The organism is Pseudomonas sp. Kh14 (genome assembly GCF_900291005.1).
In the GTDB taxonomy this organism is placed as follows: domain Bacteria; phylum Pseudomonadota; class Gammaproteobacteria; order Pseudomonadales; family Pseudomonadaceae; genus Aquipseudomonas; species Aquipseudomonas alloputida.
The window spans coordinates 223,272-239,564 of the sequence record NZ_OLKJ01000038.1; the positions used below are offsets into that span (position 1 = coordinate 223,272).

15 protein-coding genes are annotated in these 16,293 nt (G+C 64.5%); all 15 read left to right on the top strand.

All coding sequences use genetic code 11. The features are described 5' to 3' along the window. The first annotated feature begins 64 nt into the window (after positions 1 to 64). The 15 genes from FQ668_RS23450 (at position 65) to urtD (ending at position 16,252) form a co-directional block, all read left to right on the top strand. The gene (locus FQ668_RS23450) at positions 65 to 1,276 is read left to right on the top strand and encodes a bifunctional cobalt-precorrin-7 (C(5))-methyltransferase/cobalt-precorrin-6B (C(15))-methyltransferase (RefSeq protein WP_014592553.1); all 1,212 of its coding nucleotides are present in this window, start codon (positions 65 to 67) and stop codon (positions 1,274 to 1,276) included. Then, a complete protein-coding gene (locus FQ668_RS23455) occupies positions 1,269 to 2,363 on the top strand; it encodes a cobalt-precorrin-5B (C(1))-methyltransferase (RefSeq protein ID WP_019437005.1) in 1,095 nt (364 codons plus the stop codon). Before FQ668_RS23450 ends, FQ668_RS23455 begins: the two co-directional genes overlap by 8 nt. After that, on the top strand, positions 2,360 to 3,079 hold the full coding sequence (locus FQ668_RS23460) for a cobalt-precorrin-6A reductase (RefSeq protein ID WP_014592554.1): 720 nt from the start codon (positions 2,360 to 2,362) through the stop codon (positions 3,077 to 3,079). The genes FQ668_RS23455 and FQ668_RS23460 overlap by 4 nt, the downstream gene beginning before the upstream one ends. A gap of 128 nt (positions 3,080 to 3,207) precedes the next feature. Further along, positions 3,208 to 3,645 (top strand): NfeD family protein, encoded by a 438-nt coding sequence (locus FQ668_RS23465; protein ID WP_014592555.1) that lies wholly within the window; start codon positions 3,208 to 3,210, stop codon positions 3,643 to 3,645. 26 nt (positions 3,646 to 3,671) lie between these two features. After that, entirely contained in the window at positions 3,672 to 4,526 is an 855-nt protein-coding gene (locus FQ668_RS23470; protein WP_014592556.1) for an SPFH domain-containing protein, read from the top strand. A gap of 120 nt (positions 4,527 to 4,646) precedes the next feature. Next, positions 4,647 to 5,036 (top strand): DUF2946 domain-containing protein, encoded by a 390-nt coding sequence (locus FQ668_RS23475; RefSeq protein ID WP_144180695.1) that lies wholly within the window; start codon positions 4,647 to 4,649, stop codon positions 5,034 to 5,036. 47 nt (positions 5,037 to 5,083) lie between these two features. Continuing rightward, positions 5,084 to 5,569, top strand: a complete 486-nt coding sequence (locus FQ668_RS23480) for a copper chaperone PCu(A)C (protein ID WP_014592558.1) — start codon at positions 5,084 to 5,086, stop codon at positions 5,567 to 5,569. Between the two features lie 22 nt (positions 5,570 to 5,591). Continuing rightward, positions 5,592 to 6,023, top strand: coding sequence for a DUF2946 domain-containing protein (locus FQ668_RS23485; RefSeq protein WP_014754592.1), 432 nt, complete (start codon positions 5,592 to 5,594; stop codon positions 6,021 to 6,023). Positions 6,024 to 6,089: 66 nt separating this feature from the next. Continuing rightward, positions 6,090 to 8,156, top strand: a complete 2,067-nt coding sequence (locus FQ668_RS23490; RefSeq protein ID WP_070384401.1) for a TonB-dependent copper receptor — start codon at positions 6,090 to 6,092, stop codon at positions 8,154 to 8,156. 55 nt (positions 8,157 to 8,211) lie between these two features. After that, on the top strand, positions 8,212 to 9,579 hold the full coding sequence (locus FQ668_RS23495; protein ID WP_144180697.1) for a PepSY domain-containing protein: 1,368 nt from the start codon (positions 8,212 to 8,214) through the stop codon (positions 9,577 to 9,579). Positions 9,580 to 9,783: 204 nt separating this feature from the next. Further along, positions 9,784 to 11,190 (top strand): D-serine/D-alanine/glycine transporter, encoded by a 1,407-nt coding sequence (cycA, locus tag FQ668_RS23500; RefSeq protein WP_014592562.1) that lies wholly within the window; start codon positions 9,784 to 9,786, stop codon positions 11,188 to 11,190. 249 nt (positions 11,191 to 11,439) lie between these two features. Next, a complete protein-coding gene (urtA, locus tag FQ668_RS23505; RefSeq protein ID WP_003249642.1) occupies positions 11,440 to 12,705 on the top strand; it encodes an urea ABC transporter substrate-binding protein in 1,266 nt (421 codons plus the stop codon). Between the two features lie 126 nt (positions 12,706 to 12,831). After that, on the top strand, positions 12,832 to 14,319 hold the full coding sequence (gene urtB, locus FQ668_RS23510; protein ID WP_014592563.1) for an urea ABC transporter permease subunit UrtB: 1,488 nt from the start codon (positions 12,832 to 12,834) through the stop codon (positions 14,317 to 14,319). Next, entirely contained in the window at positions 14,319 to 15,398 is a 1,080-nt protein-coding gene (gene urtC / locus FQ668_RS23515; RefSeq protein WP_019437186.1) for an urea ABC transporter permease subunit UrtC, read from the top strand. The genes urtB and urtC overlap by 1 nt, the downstream gene beginning before the upstream one ends. Then, positions 15,395 to 16,252, top strand: coding sequence for an urea ABC transporter ATP-binding protein UrtD (urtD, locus tag FQ668_RS23520; protein WP_144180699.1), 858 nt, complete (start codon positions 15,395 to 15,397; stop codon positions 16,250 to 16,252). The genes urtC and urtD overlap by 4 nt, the downstream gene beginning before the upstream one ends. Positions 16,253 to 16,293: the final 41 nt, after the last annotated feature.

Sequence of the window (16,293 nt, forward strand, 5' to 3'; positions counted from 1 at the left end):
CTGTAGGAGCGGGCTTGCCCGCGAAGGGGCGCGAAGCGGCCCCAAAAATGGCGGATCGAAATACATGACACCCTGGCTGACAGTAGTAGGCATCGGCGAAGACGGCTTCAGCGGCCTGGGCAAACAGGCCCGGCGCGCCCTGCTGGGCGCTGGGCGGGTCTTCGGCAGCCCGCGCCAGCTGGCCTTGCTGCCACGTTGCGTGACCGCTGAACAGCTGGCCTGGCCCAGCCCGTTCTCGTTGGCCCCGGTGTTGAACCTGCGCGGCGAGCCGGTGTGCGTACTGGCCAGCGGTGACCCTATGTTCTACGGCGTCGGCGCCAGCCTGGCGCGCCAGGTGCCTGCTGCAGAAATGCGCGTGCTGTCGATGCCCTCTTCCAGCGCCCTGGCCGCTGCCCGCCTGGGCTGGCCGCTGCAGGACCTGCAGGTGGTGTCGCTGGTGGCCCGCCCCCTGGCGGCGCTCAATGCCCACTTGTACAGCGGCATGCGCCTGCTGGTGCTGAGCAACGATGGCGACAGCCCGGCGGCAATTGCCGCGCAGCTGCGCGAGCACGGCTTCGGCCCAAGCCGCCTGCAGGTGTTCGAGCACTTGGGGGGCGTGGACGAACGTGCACTGGCCGGCACCGCCCAGGACTGGCCGCACACCGGTATCGCGGCGCTCAACCTGGTCGCCATCGAATGCCTGGCTACACCGGATGCCCCCCGCCAGCACCGGCTGGCCGGGTTGCCGGACGCCGCATTCCGGCACGATGGCCAGTTGACCAAGCGTGATGTCCGCGCCATCACTCTGGCGCGCCTGGCACCGCAGCCTGGCGAACTGTTGTGGGATGTGGGCGCGGGTTGCGGCTCGATCGGCATCGAATGGATGCGCGCCCATCCGTCATGCCGTGCCCTGGCCATCGAGGCCGACGAAGGTCGCCAGGGTTTGATTGAGCATAACCGCGATGCACTGGGTGTACCCGGCCTGCAACTGGTTCGCGGCCAAGCGCCAGCGGCGCTGCAAGGCCTGGAACAACCGGATGCGATCTTCATCGGAGGCGGCGTTACCCGCACAGGTGTACTGGACCTGTGCTGGGCAAGCCTGCGCCCCGGCGGCCGCCTGGTGGCCAACGCCGTCACCCTGCAAAGCGAACTGACCCTGGCGCACTTTCGCGAACAGCACGGTGGTGAGCTGACCCGTATCCATGTCGCTCATGCCCAGCCCTTGGGTGCGTTCGACACCTGGCGCCAGGCGCTGCCGATCACCCTTCTGGAAGTGCTGAAACCCGCCGATGCGTGAAGAAACCCGCGAACAGCCCGCGCCTCTGCGCAGCGGCCTTACCACCGGCAGCTGCGCCACCGCCACCAGCCTGGCAGCGGCCAAGCTGCTGCTCACCGGGCAGCGTGATGATGCAGTGGACATCACCCTGCCCAAAGGCAAGGTTGTGCAGATGCGCCTGGAATTCTGCCGCCTGATCGGCGAGTGCGCCGAGGCCGGCACCCTTAAGGATGCGGGTGACGACCCGGACGTGACCCACGGGGCCCTGCTCTATAGCCAGGTGCGCCTGCTGGCAGAACCTGGCATTGGTTTTGTCGCCGGCAGCGGCGTGGGCACGGTGACCCGGCCGGGGCTGGTGCTGGCGGTGGGTGAACCGGCCATCAACCCGGTGCCTCGGCGCATGATCAGTGAACACCTGCAACACCTTGCCGACGCGTGCGGCTACCTTGGCGGCTTCGAGGTCACGGTCAATGTGCAAGGTGGTGAGCAACTGGCCCTGAAAACCATGAACCCGCGTCTGGGCATTCTCGGTGGGCTGTCGATCCTCGGCACCAGCGGCATCGTGCGGCCGTTCTCCTGCGCGGCCTACATTGCCTCGATCCACCAAGGCATCGACGTGGCCCACACCAATGGCTACACGCACATAGCCGCGTGCACCGGCAATGCCAGCGAAGACACCATGCGCCGCGTCTACGGTCTGCCGGAAATCGCCCTGATCGAAATGGGCGATTTCGTCGGCGCGGTGCTCAAGCACCTGCGCAAGGTACCGGTGCCGCGCCTGACCCTGTGCGGCGGCTTCGGCAAGATCAGCAAACTGGCCGCCGGGCACATGGACCTGCACAGCCGTCACTCCAGCATCGACTTGCCGCAACTGGCAGGTTGGGCCGCAGACATTGGCGCTGACGAGGCGTTGCAGGCTGCCATCAGCAGCGCCAACACCAGCCAGCAAGCGCTCGCCCTGGCTCATGCGGCCGGCATTGCCCTGGGTGACGCGGTGTGTGCCCACGCCCTGGCCTTCGCCCGTAGCGTCGTGCCGGCGCAGGTGCACGTGGAAGTGTTCGCCATCGACCGCCAAGGCGGCATCGTCGGCCAGGCGGGTGTGCAATGACTGCGCGCATCCTGTTGCTGGGGGGGGTCACTGAAGCCCTGGCTATCGCCCGCCGGCTCGGGCCTCGACATGTCTACAGCCTGGCCGGTATCGGCCGCGTGCCGCAGGGCTTGGAATGCCAGGTGCGGGTCGGGGGCTATGGCGGTGTCGAGGGCCTGACCCGCTACCTGCGCGAAGCGGGCATCACCCTGCTGATCGACGCCACCCATCCCTATGCCGCGCAAATCAGCCGCAATGCCGCCAGCGCCGCACGCAACGCCGGCATCCCGTGCTGGGCCTTGCGCCGCCCCGCCTGGCAGGCGCAAGCGGGGGACGACTGGCGAGAAGTCGAGGATTGGGCAGGGTTGATCGAAACACTGAAGCCGTTCCGCAGGCCACTGTTCACGCTAGGACGCGAGCCGCTGCAGCACCTGGACGAGATTCCGCCAGAGCAGTTCTGGACCTTGCGTGCGCTGGAGGCGTGCCCTGGCAACGAGCGCTGTGAAGTGATTGGCGCACGTGGGCCGTTCCATATCGAGGATGAGCGGGCGTTGTTCCAGCGCCGCCACATCGATGTGTTGATCAGCAAGAACAGCGGCAGTGTGGCGACCGAGCCGAAGCTGGAAGTGGCGCGGGAGCTTGGCGTGCCGGTGCTCGTCCTGAAACGTCCGACACTACCGGAGGTGGACCGGACATTCGACTCACTGGTGGACCTGGCAACAGCGCTCGCCCTCTAGGCGCTGCCCTTTCCCGACACAAAGGCACTCCTACAAAGACTTCAGACTTTTCTTCCAACCAACCCAGTGGCCCGTTGCCGCTCTGCTGCCTTAAACTCGACGCCCCTCCCCCGGAAGGTTTCACCCATATGGAAATGCAATGGTGGATCTGGCTGGTCTTCGGCATCGCGCTGATCCTGCTTGAACTGGTCCTGCCAACGTTCTTCATACTCTGGTTCGGCATCGGCGCCGTGCTGGTCTCGCTGATCTCGCTCGCCGCACCCAGCCTGCAACTGGACATGCAGGTCCTGCTGTGGGTACTGCTATCGTCGGCCACCACCGTACTGTGGTTCAAAGTGTTCCGGCGCAAGCAACCGGATGTGCGCTGGACTGCCGACAGCGTGATCGGCGAAGTGGGCCTGCTGACCGCTCCCGTGTCGGAGTTCCAGAAAGGCCGCGTACGCTTTCAGAAGCCGATCCTCGGCAACGAAGAATGGACCTGCGTCGCCGATAGCCAGATCGCCGTCGGCGAGCGGGTACGCCTGACCGCCATTGAGGGGAACACCGCCCGCGTTATCCGGGCCTGAATCCGCATTAAAAGGAATTTTGCAACATGACCAGCCTCATCGTCGTCGGCGCCATCGCCCTGTTCGTCCTGATCACCGTGTTCAAGGGGGTGCGCATCGTGCCCCAGGGCGAGGAGTGGATCGTCGAGCGCCTGGGCCGCTACCACAGCACCCTCAAGCCGGGCTTGAACATTGTCATCCCCTACATGGACGTGGTCGCCTACCGCCTGCCGACCAAGGACATCATCCTCGATGTGCAGCAGCAGGAAATCATCACCAAAGACAACGCGGTAATCGTCGCCAACGCCCTGTGTTTCGCCAAGGTAGTCGACCCGCAGAAAGCCTCGTATGGCGTGCAGGACTTCTCGTTCGCCGTCACCAGCCTGACCATGACCTCGCTGCGCGCCATCGTCGGTGCAATGGACCTCGACGAGGCGCTATCCAGCCGCGAGCAGATCAAGGCTCGTCTGCGCGATGCAATGTCCGAGCAGACCGAAGACTGGGGCGTGACCGTACGCTCGGTGGAGATTCAAGACATCAAACCTTCGGAAAACATGCAGCTGGCCATGGAACGCCAGGCCGCGGCCGAACGTGAGCGCAAGGCCGACGTTACCCGCGCCGAAGGGGCCAAGCAGGCGGCGATCCTCGAAGCAGAAGCGCGCCTGCAGGCGGCCAGGCTGGATGCCGAGGCACAGATCAGCCTGGCCGAGGCCTCGGCGCGCTCGATTTCGCTGGTGAAGGAAGCGGTGGGCAACGAGACCGTACCGGCGATGTACCTATTGGGCGAACGCTATGTGGGCGCGATGGAGAACCTGGCGGGGAGCAGCAATGCCAAGGTGGTGGTGTTGCCCGCGGATCTGCAGGAGACCGTGCGTGGGCTTATGGGGCGCGGCAAGGCTTGAAAATGCTGGGGGCGCTTTGCGCCCCATTACCAGACCACCTGCGTCACTTCACCGCACCCCGGCATTTTTACCTATACTCCGCCGTACAATAGCCACCACGATTCCTGACCGGATCTCTCCATGCCCCCACGTCGGCACATTGCCTGGATAGCCTGCCTTGCAGTGCTGTTCAACCTGCTGGCCATGCCGCTGTCTTCTGCTGCGCCCAAGGGCCCGGCCGAGCAGTTGCTGTGGGGGGCTTTCTGTTCCAGCATGGCCAACAAGGCCAACGTCGACGTTCAGGCCCTGGCCAAGATCGACCTAGGCCCGCAAAGTGACGACAGCGTCGGCATGATGAACTGCTGGTGCTGCTCCGGTGCCGTGCCGCTGCTGGCCCTGCCCGGCTACCCGCCACAGTTGCACAACCCGCCGACACTGCTCAGCGGGCTGCTGCCGCCACCTGCCAAGTACACACCCACGCCCCGCCAGCTCTGGCCTGGGCTAAACCCTCGTGCCTCTCCACTAGCCTGAGTTCATCATGCTGTCTGCCTGAACCAGAACGGAAACGGAGATTCACCATGCTCAAGCACGCCCTCGTCATGGCCGCCCTGCTGCTGCCGGGCGCCTTTGCCAATGCCCACGAATACAGCGTGGGTGACCTGCACATTGCCCACCCGTGGTCGCTGCAGTTGCCACCCAACGCGCCTAACGTCGCCGCGTATTTCGTGGTGCACAACAATGGCCAGGCTGATGACCGCCTGCTCAGCGTCGACAGCCCCATCAGCGATGATGCGCAACTGCATGAGCATGCCATGAGCGCCACTGGCGCCATGAAGATGCAACAGGTGCCCAGCGTGGTAGTGCCTGCCGGCAAGGACCTGACCTTTGCCCCCGGTGCCTACCATGTGATGCTGATGCAGCCCAAGGACCGTAGCCTGCTCAGCGAAGGCAAACGCTTCCCGTTGACCCTGCACTTCGAAAAGGCCGGCGACATCACCGTCGAAGTGGCCGTGCAGAAGCAGGCGCCTGCGGACCAGCCGCAAGCCCACGAACACGCGCACTGATACCTGCTGACAGGCACGCGCCATGAGCCTGCCGCGCCACAGCATCGGCCGTACCACCCGCCCTGACCTCAGGCGCGCCGGTGGCGGATGGCTGAGCCTGTTCGCCATGTGGATGATCTTCATCGGCCCGCTGATTTCCCAGTCGATGCCGATGGACCACCACGCGGGCATGAACATGCCGATGGACATGCCGATGGCGGCTGCCCATCAGCATGGCGGCGACGCCCATCACGGCCACGGCGGCGATGGCCAGTTGCATGTGATGTGGGAAAAGTGCGGTTACTGCAGCCTGTTGTTCAACTGCCCGGCCCTGCCCCAGGCCCTCAGCCCGCTCAGCGCCGGCAGCATCGTCCCCACCACCCACCTGCTTGCGCCAACGCACCAGGGCCATGCCCGGCAGGCTGTATTCCCTGGTGCGCGCAGCCGCGCCCCGCCTTCTTCGATCAACGTCTGAAACCACATTTTGCGCACGAAGCCAGGAGGCTTCGCGCTAACTCATGACTGATCGACTGGAATCATTATGTCCGGCTGCACCCCTGTTTTTGCCTTGTCCCTGCGTGGGACCATCGCCGCCCTGTGCGGCTCGCTGCTCGCGCCCATGGCCCTGGCCGCCGACCCTGGCCATGAAGACCATATGCACGACGCACCCGAGCTGAGCCCGACGGTGATCACCGCCGTGGCCCCGAGTTCGCCGCTGACCGTGGTCACCAACCCGAAAGACCCGCGCCAGCCAGTGCCGGCCAGCGACGGCGCCGACTACCTGAAGACCATCCCCGGCTTCTCGGCGATCCGTGCCGGCGGCACCAACGGCGACCCGGTATTGCGCGGCATGTTCGGCTCGCGCCTGAACATCCTCACCAACGGTGGCCTGATGCTTGGAGCCTGCCCCAATCGCATGGACGCGCCCACGTCCTATATTTCGCCAGAAACCTACGACCGCCTGACCGTGATCAAAGGCCCGCAGAGCGTCATCTGGGGGCCCGGCGGCTCGGCAGGCACCATCCTTTTCGAGCGCGAACCGGAGAAATTCGGCACCCTCGGCAGCCGCGTCAACGCAAGCCTGCTGGCCGGCTCCAACGGCCGTTTCGACAAGGTACTGGATGCCGCTGCCGGCAACAGTCAGGCCTATGCCCGCTTCGTCGGCAACCAGTCACGCTCGGACGACTACCACGACGGCAACGACGACACCGTGCCGTCGCGCTGGGAGAAGTGGAACGGCGATGTCGCCCTCGGCTGGACACCCGACCAGGACACCTTGCTGGAACTGACTGCCGGCAAGGGTGATGGCGAAGCCCGCTACGCCGGGCGCGGCATGGACGGCTCGCAGTTCAAGCGCGAAAGCCTGGGCCTGCGCTTTGAAAAGTCCAACCTCGGCGAGGTGCTGGACAAGGTCGAGGCGCAGGTCTACTACAACTACGCCGACCATGTGATGGATAACTACAGCCTGCGCACGCCGTCGGGTAGCGGCATGATGGGCATGCCGATGGTCAGCAACGTCGACCGCCGCACCATGGGCGCACGCATCAAAGCCACCTGGCGCTGGGCCGACGTGCAGCTGATCAGCGGCATAGACGCGCAAACCAACGAACATCGCCAGCGTGGCGGTATGGGTGTGGACGCACACAAGGGCCAGGCCTGGACCAAGGACGCTGACTTCCACAACTACGGCGCCTTCAGCGAACTGACCTGGTACGTCAGCGGCGAGGACCGCTTGATAACCGGCGCCCGCCTGGACCGCGCCTCGGCGCGTGACTTCCGCAAAACCAGCGCCACCAGAGGCGACACCCGTGCCGACACCCTGCCGAGCGGCTTCATCCGCTACGAGCACGACCTGGCAGCCATTGCGGCCACCACCTACATCGGCCTCGGCCACGCCCAGCGCTTCCCCGACTACTGGGAGCTGTTCTCACCCAAGCTGGCACCCGCCGGGGCAGCCAACGCCTTCGACGGCATCAAGCCAGAGAAAACCACCCAGCTCGACTTCGGCATCCAGTACCGCACCGAGCGCCTGGAGGCCTGGGCTTCGGGCTATGTCGGGCAGATTCGCGACTACATCCTGTTCGACTACCGCACCGGCATGATGGGCATGAGCACCTCGCAGGCGCAGAACATCGACGCCCGCATCATGGGTGGCGAACTGGGCGCCGCCTACCAGCTGACTGACAACTGGAAGGCCGACGCCACGCTTGCCTACGCTTGGGGCAAGAACAGCAGTGACGGCAAGGCGCTACCTCAAATGCCTCCCCTGGAAAGCCGCCTGGGCCTGACCTACAGCCGCGATGCGTGGAGCGTCGGCGCACTGTGGCGGCTGGTGGCGGCACAGAACCGCATTGCCGAAAACCAAGGGAACGTCGTCGGCAAGGACTACGACAAGAGCGCCGGCTTCGGCGTGTTCTCCCTGAACGGCGCCTACAAGGTGAACAACAACCTCAAGCTAAGCGCAGGGGTCGACAACCTGTTCGACAAAACCTACGCCGAGCACTTGAACCTGGCCGGGAACGCCGGGTTCGGCTACCCGGCTACAGATCCACAGCCGGTCAACGAGCCAGGCAGGACCTTCTGGACCAAGGTCGACTTCAGCTTCTGACAACAACGGGCGCAGCTTCGGTTGCGCCTTTCAGCTGGTCAAAAAGGAGGTTCCCATGAGAGGAACACGCGTCTCTTTCTACAACCTGGCCTGGCGTTGGCATTTCTATGCGGGGCTGTTCGTGGCCCCGTTCATGATCCTGTTGGCAATCACCGGGATCATCTACTTGTTCAAGCCCCAGCTCGACCCGCTGCTGTACCGCGACCTGATGGTGGTCGAGGCCGGCCAGCACCGGCAGGGCGCAGACACGATGCTGGCTGAAGTGCGCCAAGCCTACCCAAAGGGCCACATCGCCCAGTACTTGCCGCCACTGAACGCCGAGCGCAGTGCGCAGTTCGTGGTGCATGACGGCGGGCGCGAACTGAACGTGTTCGTCGACCCATACAGTGGCAAGGTCCTCGGCGAACAGGACGGCAAGCAGAACCTGCAGGCCATCGCCCGCGCCCTGCATGGCGAGCTGATGGTCGGCACGGTCGGTGACCGGCTGGTGGAACTGGCTGCGGGCTGGGGCATCGTGCTGGTGGTATCGGGCCTGTACCTGTGGTGGCCGCGCGGGCGCAGTGGCGCTGGCGTGCTTTGGCCGCGGCTGACGGCACGCGGCCGGCTGCTCTGGCGTGACCTGCACGCGGTAACCGGTTTCTGGGGTGCGGCCTTGCTGTTGTTGATGCTGATCAGCGGCATGACCTGGACCGGCTTGTGGGGCAAGCAGTACGCTGATTTGTGGAACCGCTTCCCGGCAGCCATGTGGAACGACGTGCCCAAGTCGGACCAGCAGGCGCGTGAGCTGAACAGCGCACACCGCCAGACCGTGCCCTGGGCCATGGAAAACACGCCGATGCCACAGTCCGGTGCACACGCCGAGCACGCCGGGCACCACATGATGTCGGACATGCCCGCAGCGCCCCAGGTGAGCGTGCAGCACGTCGAAGACATTGCCACTTCGCGTCAGGTCGAGCCGGGCTACAGCATTACCCTGCCCACCACTGCCGACGGGGTGTTCACCATTGCCGTGTTCGCCGACGACCCGCGCAACGACGCCACCCTGCATGTCGACCAATACACCGGCAAGGTTCTGGCCGATGTGCGCTGGCACGACTACAGCCCGGTCGCCCGCGCCACCGAACTGGGCGTGATGCTGCACGAAGGCAAGATGTTCGGGGCGCTGAACCAGATCATCATTCTGCTGGTGTGCCTGATGATTCTGCTGGGTTCGGTGAGCGGGCTGGTGATGTGGTGGAAGCGCCGGCCTGAAGGCGGCCTGGGCGTACCGCCTTTGCGTCATGACCTGCCACGCTGGAAGGCGGCGGTGGCAGTGATGCTGGTACTGGGGGTGATGTTCCCGCTGGTGGGGGTGTCGATGGTGGTGATGTGGGGGGTGGATAGTTTGGTGGTGAGGCGCCGCCGGGTCTTGGCCAGCGCTTGAGCCTTGTATTGCCTGTGCTGGCCTCTTCGCGGGTAAACCCGCTCCTACGAGGGACCGTGTTGCCTTTGTAGGAGCGGGTTTACCCGCGAAGAGGCCGGTACAGGCGAAATGCTGAGCCGAAAATGCAGAGTCGATCTGTCGCGCCCCGATCTGGAACGCGCGTGTTAGCCTAGCCGGCTACCTCTGACAAGAAGACTGCAGCCTATGACGCAAACCTCACCCATAGCGACAGATGAACCGCACCTGCAACGCAACCTGACCAACCGCCACATCCAGCTGATCGCCATCGGCGGCGCGATCGGTACCGGTCTGTTCATGGGCTCAGGCAAGACCATCAGCCTGGCCGGGCCATCGATCATCTTCGTCTACATGATTATCGGCTTCATGCTGTTCTTCGTCATGCGCGCCATGGGCGAACTGCTGCTGTCGAACCTGAACTACAAATCGTTCATCGACTTTTCCGCCGATCTGCTCGGCCCCTGGGCCGGCTACTTTACTGGCTGGACCTACTGGTTCTGCTGGGTGGTCACCGGCATTGCCGACGTGGTCGCGATCGCCGCCTACACGCAGTTCTGGTTCCCCGACCTGCCGCAGTGGATACCGGCGCTGACCTGCGTAGGGCTGCTGCTGTCGCTGAACCTGGTTACAGTGAAAATGTTCGGCGAAATGGAGTTCTGGTTCGCCCTGATCAAGATCGTTGCCATCCTCGGTCTGGTCGCTACCGGCCTGTACATGGTCATCACCGGCTTCACCTCGCCCAGCGGGCGCACCGCCCAGCTGGCCAACCTGTGGAATGACGGCGGCATGTTCCCCCATGGCCTGATGGGCTTCTTCGCCGGTTTCCAGATCGCCGTGTTCGCCTTCGTCGGCATCGAGCTGGTGGGTACCACCGCCGCCGAAGCGAAGAACCCGGAACGCACCCTGCCGCGGGCGATCAATTCGATCCCGATCCGCATCATCGTGTTCTATGTGCTGGCGCTGATCGCGATCATGGCCGTGACCCCGTGGCGCGACGTGGTGCCAGGCAAGAGCCCATTCGTTGAGTTGTTCGTGCTGGCAGGCCTGCCGGCGGCAGCGAGCATCATCAACTTCGTGGTGCTGACCTCGGCGGCTTCGTCGGCCAACAGCGGCGTATTCTCCACCAGCCGCATGCTCTACGGCCTGTCGCAGGAAGGTGACGCGCCCAAGGCCTTTGAAAAACTGTCGAGCCGTTCGGTGCCGGCCAACGGCCTGTACTTCTCGTGCACCTGCCTGTTGCTCGGTGCAGTGCTGATCTACCTGGTGCCGAACGTGGTCGAGGCGTTCACCCTGGTCACCACCGTGTCGGCGGTACTGTTCATGTTCGTGTGGACGCTGATCCTGCTGTCATACCTGAAGTACCGCAAAAACCGCGCGGCGCTGCACCAGGCATCGAACTACAAGATGCCGGGCGGGCGCTTCATGTGCTACGTGTGCCTGTCGTTCTTTGCGTTCATCCTGGTGTTGCTGAGCCTGGAAGCGGATACGCGTTCAGCGCTGGTGGTGACACCAATCTGGTTTGTCGTGCTGGCAGTGACCTACCAGCTCGTACGCAGCAGGCGCCATCCCCGCACGGCCGTGCGCAACGGCTGATGGCCTCGGGGGCAGCTCCCAAGAAGGCACGGTGTACACCGTCCGATGTGGGAGCGGCCTTGTGTCGCGATGGGCCGCACCGCGGCCCCAATCTTGTGCACACAAATCCATCAGGCACCAACCTGGATCCAACCAACGCCCCAACACCTCGCACAGCCCCTCTAAACCGCACCTTTCGCCACTAGGCACACCCCTTGCAACGCCCTCCCCGCTTGCCCAACACCATAAAAAACTCAGCGGAGAGAGCACATGAAGCGTCGCAGTCTGATCAAGGCCCTTACCCTCAGCGCATCGATTGCGGCGATGGGCCTGAGCTGGAGTATCCAGGCCGCCGAGACCATCAAGGTCGGTATCCTGCATTCGCTTTCCGGGACCATGGCCATTTCCGAGACATCGCTCAAGGACATGGCGCTGATGACCATCGAGCAGATCAACGCCAAGGGTGGCGTGAACGGCAAGATGCTGGAACCGGTGGTGGTCGACCCGGCGTCCAACTGGCCGCTGTTCGCTGAAAAGAGCCGCCAACTGCTGACCCAGGACAAAGTGGCCGTGGTGTTCGGCTGCTGGACCTCCGTGTCGCGCAAGTCCGTTCTGCCCGTGTTCGAAGAACTCAACGGCCTGCTGTTCTACCCGGTGCAGTATGAGGGCGAAGAGATGTCGCCGAACGTGTTCTACACAGGCGCCGCCCCGAACCAGCAAGCGATCCCGGCCGTGGAATACCTGATGAGCGAGGACGGCGGCAGCGCCAAGCGCTTCTTCCTGTTGGGCACCGACTACGTCTACCCGCGCACCACCAACAAGATCCTGCGCGCATTCCTGCACAGTAAAGGCGTGGCCGACAAGGACATCGAAGAGGTGTACACACCGTTTGGCCACGCTGATTACCAGACCATTGTCGCCAGCATCAAAAAGTTCTCTGCCGGCGGCAAGACCGCTGTCATTTCCACAGTCAATGGTGACTCCAACGTGCCGTTCTACAAGGAACTGGCCAACCAGGGCCTGAAGGCCACCGACGTGCCGGTCGTGGCCTTCTCGGTGGGCGAGGAGGAACTGCGCGGCATCGACACCAAACCGCTCGTGGGCCACCTGGCGGCATGGAACTACTTCGAATCGGTGGATAACCCGGTCAACCAGAAGTTTGTCGCCGACTGGAAGGCCTACGCCAAGGCCAAGGGCCTGCCAGGTGCCGACAAGGCCGTGACCAACGACCCCATGGAAGCCACCTATGTAGGCATCCACATGTGGGCGCAAGCGGTGGAGAAAGCCAAGTCCACCGACGTCGACAAGGTGCGTGAAGCACTGGCCGGACAGAGCTTCGAGGCACCGTCGGGCTTCACCCTGACCATGGACAAGACCAACCACCACCTGCACAAGCCGGTGATGATTGGCGAGATTCAGGATGACGGGCAGTTCAGCGTGGTGTGGGAAACCGAGCAGCCACTGCGGGCGCAGCCATGGAGCCCGTTCATTCCGGGCAATGACAAGCGGCCAGATTACGCCGTGAAAGGTAACTGAGTGCATGGGGCTGCTTTGCAGCCCATTCGCGGGTGAACCCGCTCCTACAGGATCCCCACCGGTGAAATCCCTGTAGGAGCGGGTTCACCCGCGAAGAATCCAACACCGATTCCCAGGATTGCCCGCATGCTCAGACTCCTGCTCACCCTCCTGCTGCTAATCCCCCTGGCAACCCACGCCAGCGAGGGCGAATTCTTTCTCACCGCCAAGCCCGCCGAGCAAGGCCGACTGCTCGAAGGCTGGGCAGCACAACCCGATGCTGCGCGCCTGCCGCTGCTGGAAAACCTGCGCCAAGGCCGCATCGCTGCCGACGACACCCGCAAGGTGCGCCTGAACAACCGCCTGCGCGGCCTGATCGACAACGCCCTGGCCAGCCATCAGTTGCTCAGCGACAACATCGACACCCGCCTGGCCGCCGCCCAGCAATTGCAGAAAAGCGCACAACCCGCGCAAATGGCCTTCCTCGACCGGCGCTTCGCCGCCGAGCCGGACGCCGCCGTACAGGCCGCCCTCGGCCTGGCCCTGGCCAACCTGCAACTGGGCGCCAGCGAGCCAGCAGTGCGCCTGGCCGCCGTGCGCCTGTTAGGTGAAACTGGCGACCCGCTGGCCCGCACCCGCCTCGAAGCCCTGCTGCAGCCCGATGCGGAACGCGACCCGGGCGTGCGCACAGCCGCCGAAACGAGCCTGGCCCAGGTCAAGCGCAAACTGCTGGTAGGCGAACTGCTCGGCCAGGCCTTCAGCGGCCTGTCGCTGGGTTCGGTCCTGCTACTGGCAGCGCTGGGCCTTGCGATCACCTTCGGCCTGCTTGGGGTGATCAACATGGCCCATGGCGAGATGCTGATGCTCGGCGCTTACAGTACCTACATGGTCCAGGTACTGCTGCAGCGCTTTGCCCCAGGCGCCATCGAGTTCTACCCGCTGATTGCCCTGCCGGTGGCCTTCGCCGTCAGTGCCGGGGTAGGCATGGCGCTGGAGCGCACGGTTATCCGCCACCTGTACGGCCGCCCACTGGAAACCCTGCTGGCCACCTGGGGTATCAGCCTGATCCTGATCCAGGCCATTCGCCTGCTGTTCGGCGCGCAGAACGTCGAGGTGAGCAACCCGGCCTGGCTGTCCGGCGGCATCCAGCTGCTGCCCAACCTGGTGCTGCCATACAACCGCCTGGTCATCATCGGCTTCGCCCTGGCCGTGGTGCTGCTCACCTGGCTGCTGCTCAACCGTACCCGGTTGGGCCTGAACGTGCGCGCAGTCACCCAGAACCGCAACATGGCCGCCTGCTGCGGCGTGTCCACCGGGCGCGTCGACATGCTCGCCTTTGGCCTTGGCTCGGGCATCGCCGGGCTCGGTGGCGTGGCCTTGAGCCAGGTGGGCAATGTCGGCCCGGACCTGGGCCAGAGCTACATCATCGATTCATTCCTGGTGGTGGTGCTCGGCGGCGTCGGGCAACTGGCCGGTAGCCTCTGGGCCGCGTTCGGCCTGGGCATCGCCAACAAGCTGCTGGAGCCGCAGATCGGTGCCGTACTCGGCAAGATCCTCATCCTTGCGTTGATCATTCTGTTCATCCAGAAACGCCCGCAAGGCCTGTTCGCCCTAAAGGGACGGGTAATCGACTGATGAACCAGCCACTGCTTGTCACTGCTACGCAAAAGGCCGGCCCACGCCTGACCCTTGCCATCGGTGCCGTCGTCGTCCTGCTGCTGGTGGCTTTGCCACTGTGCTCACTGCTGCCGGCAGATCATGCCCTGCACGTGTCGGCCTACACCCTGACCCTGGTCGGCAAGATTCTCTGTTACGCCATCGTCGCCCTGGCTCTGGACCTGGTCTGGGGCTATGCCGGGCTGTTGTCCCTGGGCCATGGCCTGTTCTTCGCCCTGGGCGGCTATGCCATGGGCATGTACCTGATGCGGCAGGCCGCCGGCGAAGGCCTGCCCGGGTTCATGACCTTCCTGTCGTGGACCGAGCTGCCCTGGTACTGGGCCGGTACCCAGCATTTCGCCTGGGCCCTGTGCCTGGTGGTGCTGGCGCCCGGGCTGCTGGCGCTGGTGTTCGGCTGGTTCGCCTTCCGCTCGCGGATCAAGGGCGTGTACTTCTCGATCATGACCCAGGCCCTGACCTTTGCCGGCATGCTGCTGTTCTTCCGCAACGAAACCGGCTTCGGCGGCAACAACGGCTTCACCAGCTTCCGCACCATCCTCGGCTTCGACATTGCAGCCCAGGGCACCCGCGCGGTGTTGTTCCTGCTGACCGTGGGCCTGCTGCTGGCCAGCCTGTACCTGTGCTGGTGCCTGACCCGCAGCAAGTTCGGCCGCCTGCTCACCGCGGTGCGTGACGCTGAAAACCGCATGATGTTCTGTGGCTACGACCCGCGCGGCTTCAAGCTGCTGGTGTGGGTACTGAGCGCCGTGCTGTGCGGCCTGGCCGGTGCGCTGTACGTGCCGCAGGTGGGCATCATCAACCCCAGCGAGATGTCGCCGACCAACTCGATCGAAGCCGCCGTCTGGGTAGCCTTGGGCGGGCGCGGCACGCTGATCGGCCCGCTGCTCGGTGCCGGCCTGGTCAATGGCATGAAAAGCTGGTTCACCGTGGCCTTCCCCGAGTTCTGGCTGTTCTTCCTCGGCGCGTTGTTCATCCTCGTTACCCTGTACCTGCCCAAGGGCGTGGTCGGCCTGTTGAAGAAAAGGAGCCAGCCATGAGAGGCGTGCCCCCAGTCCACCCGGAGTTCATGCTGGAACCGGTATTCGACAACCTCGGCGCCGGGCGCGATGCCATCGGCCTGGGCCACAGCCGCAAGGCCGGCCTGGATACCCGGCACGGTACGGTGCTGAGCCTGGAAGACATCAGCGTCAGCTTCGATGGCTTCAAGGCGCTCAACACGCTGAACCTGTACATCGGGGTGGGCGAGCTGCGCTGCATCATCGGCCCCAACGGCGCCGGCAAGACCACGATGATGGACGTAATCACCGGCAAGACCCGCCCCGACAGCGGCACGGCTTACTTCGGCGACACCCTCGACCTGACCCGCATGAGCGAATACCAGATCGCCCAGGCCGGCATTGGCCGCAAGTTCCAGAAGCCCACAGTGTTCGAAGCGCTGACCGTGTTCGAGAACCTGGAACTGGCGCTGAAGACCGACAAGTCGGTGTGGGCCAGCCTGGCCGCGCGCCTGAGCGGTGACCAGCGCCAGCGCATCGAGGAAGTGCTGACCACCCTACGCCTGCTGCCGCTGGCCCAGCGCCAGGCCGGCTTGCTGTCGCATGGGCAGAAGCAGTTTCTGGAGATCGGCATGCTGCTGGTGCAGGAGCCGCAACTGCTGCTACTGGATGAACCGGTGGCCGGCATGACCGATGCCGAGACCGAATTTACCGCCGAGCTGTTCAAGGGCCTGGCCGGCAAGCATTCGCTGATGGTGGTGGAACATGACATGGGCTTCGTCGGCAGCATTGCCGACCATGTGACCGTGCTGCACCAGGGGAGCGTGCTGGCGGAAGGCTCGCTGGAGCAGGTGCAGGCAGATGAGCGGGTGGTCGAGGTGTATCTGGGCCGGTGACCGGATTTGAATTTTTGGCGCCTGTGCCGGCCTCTTCGCGG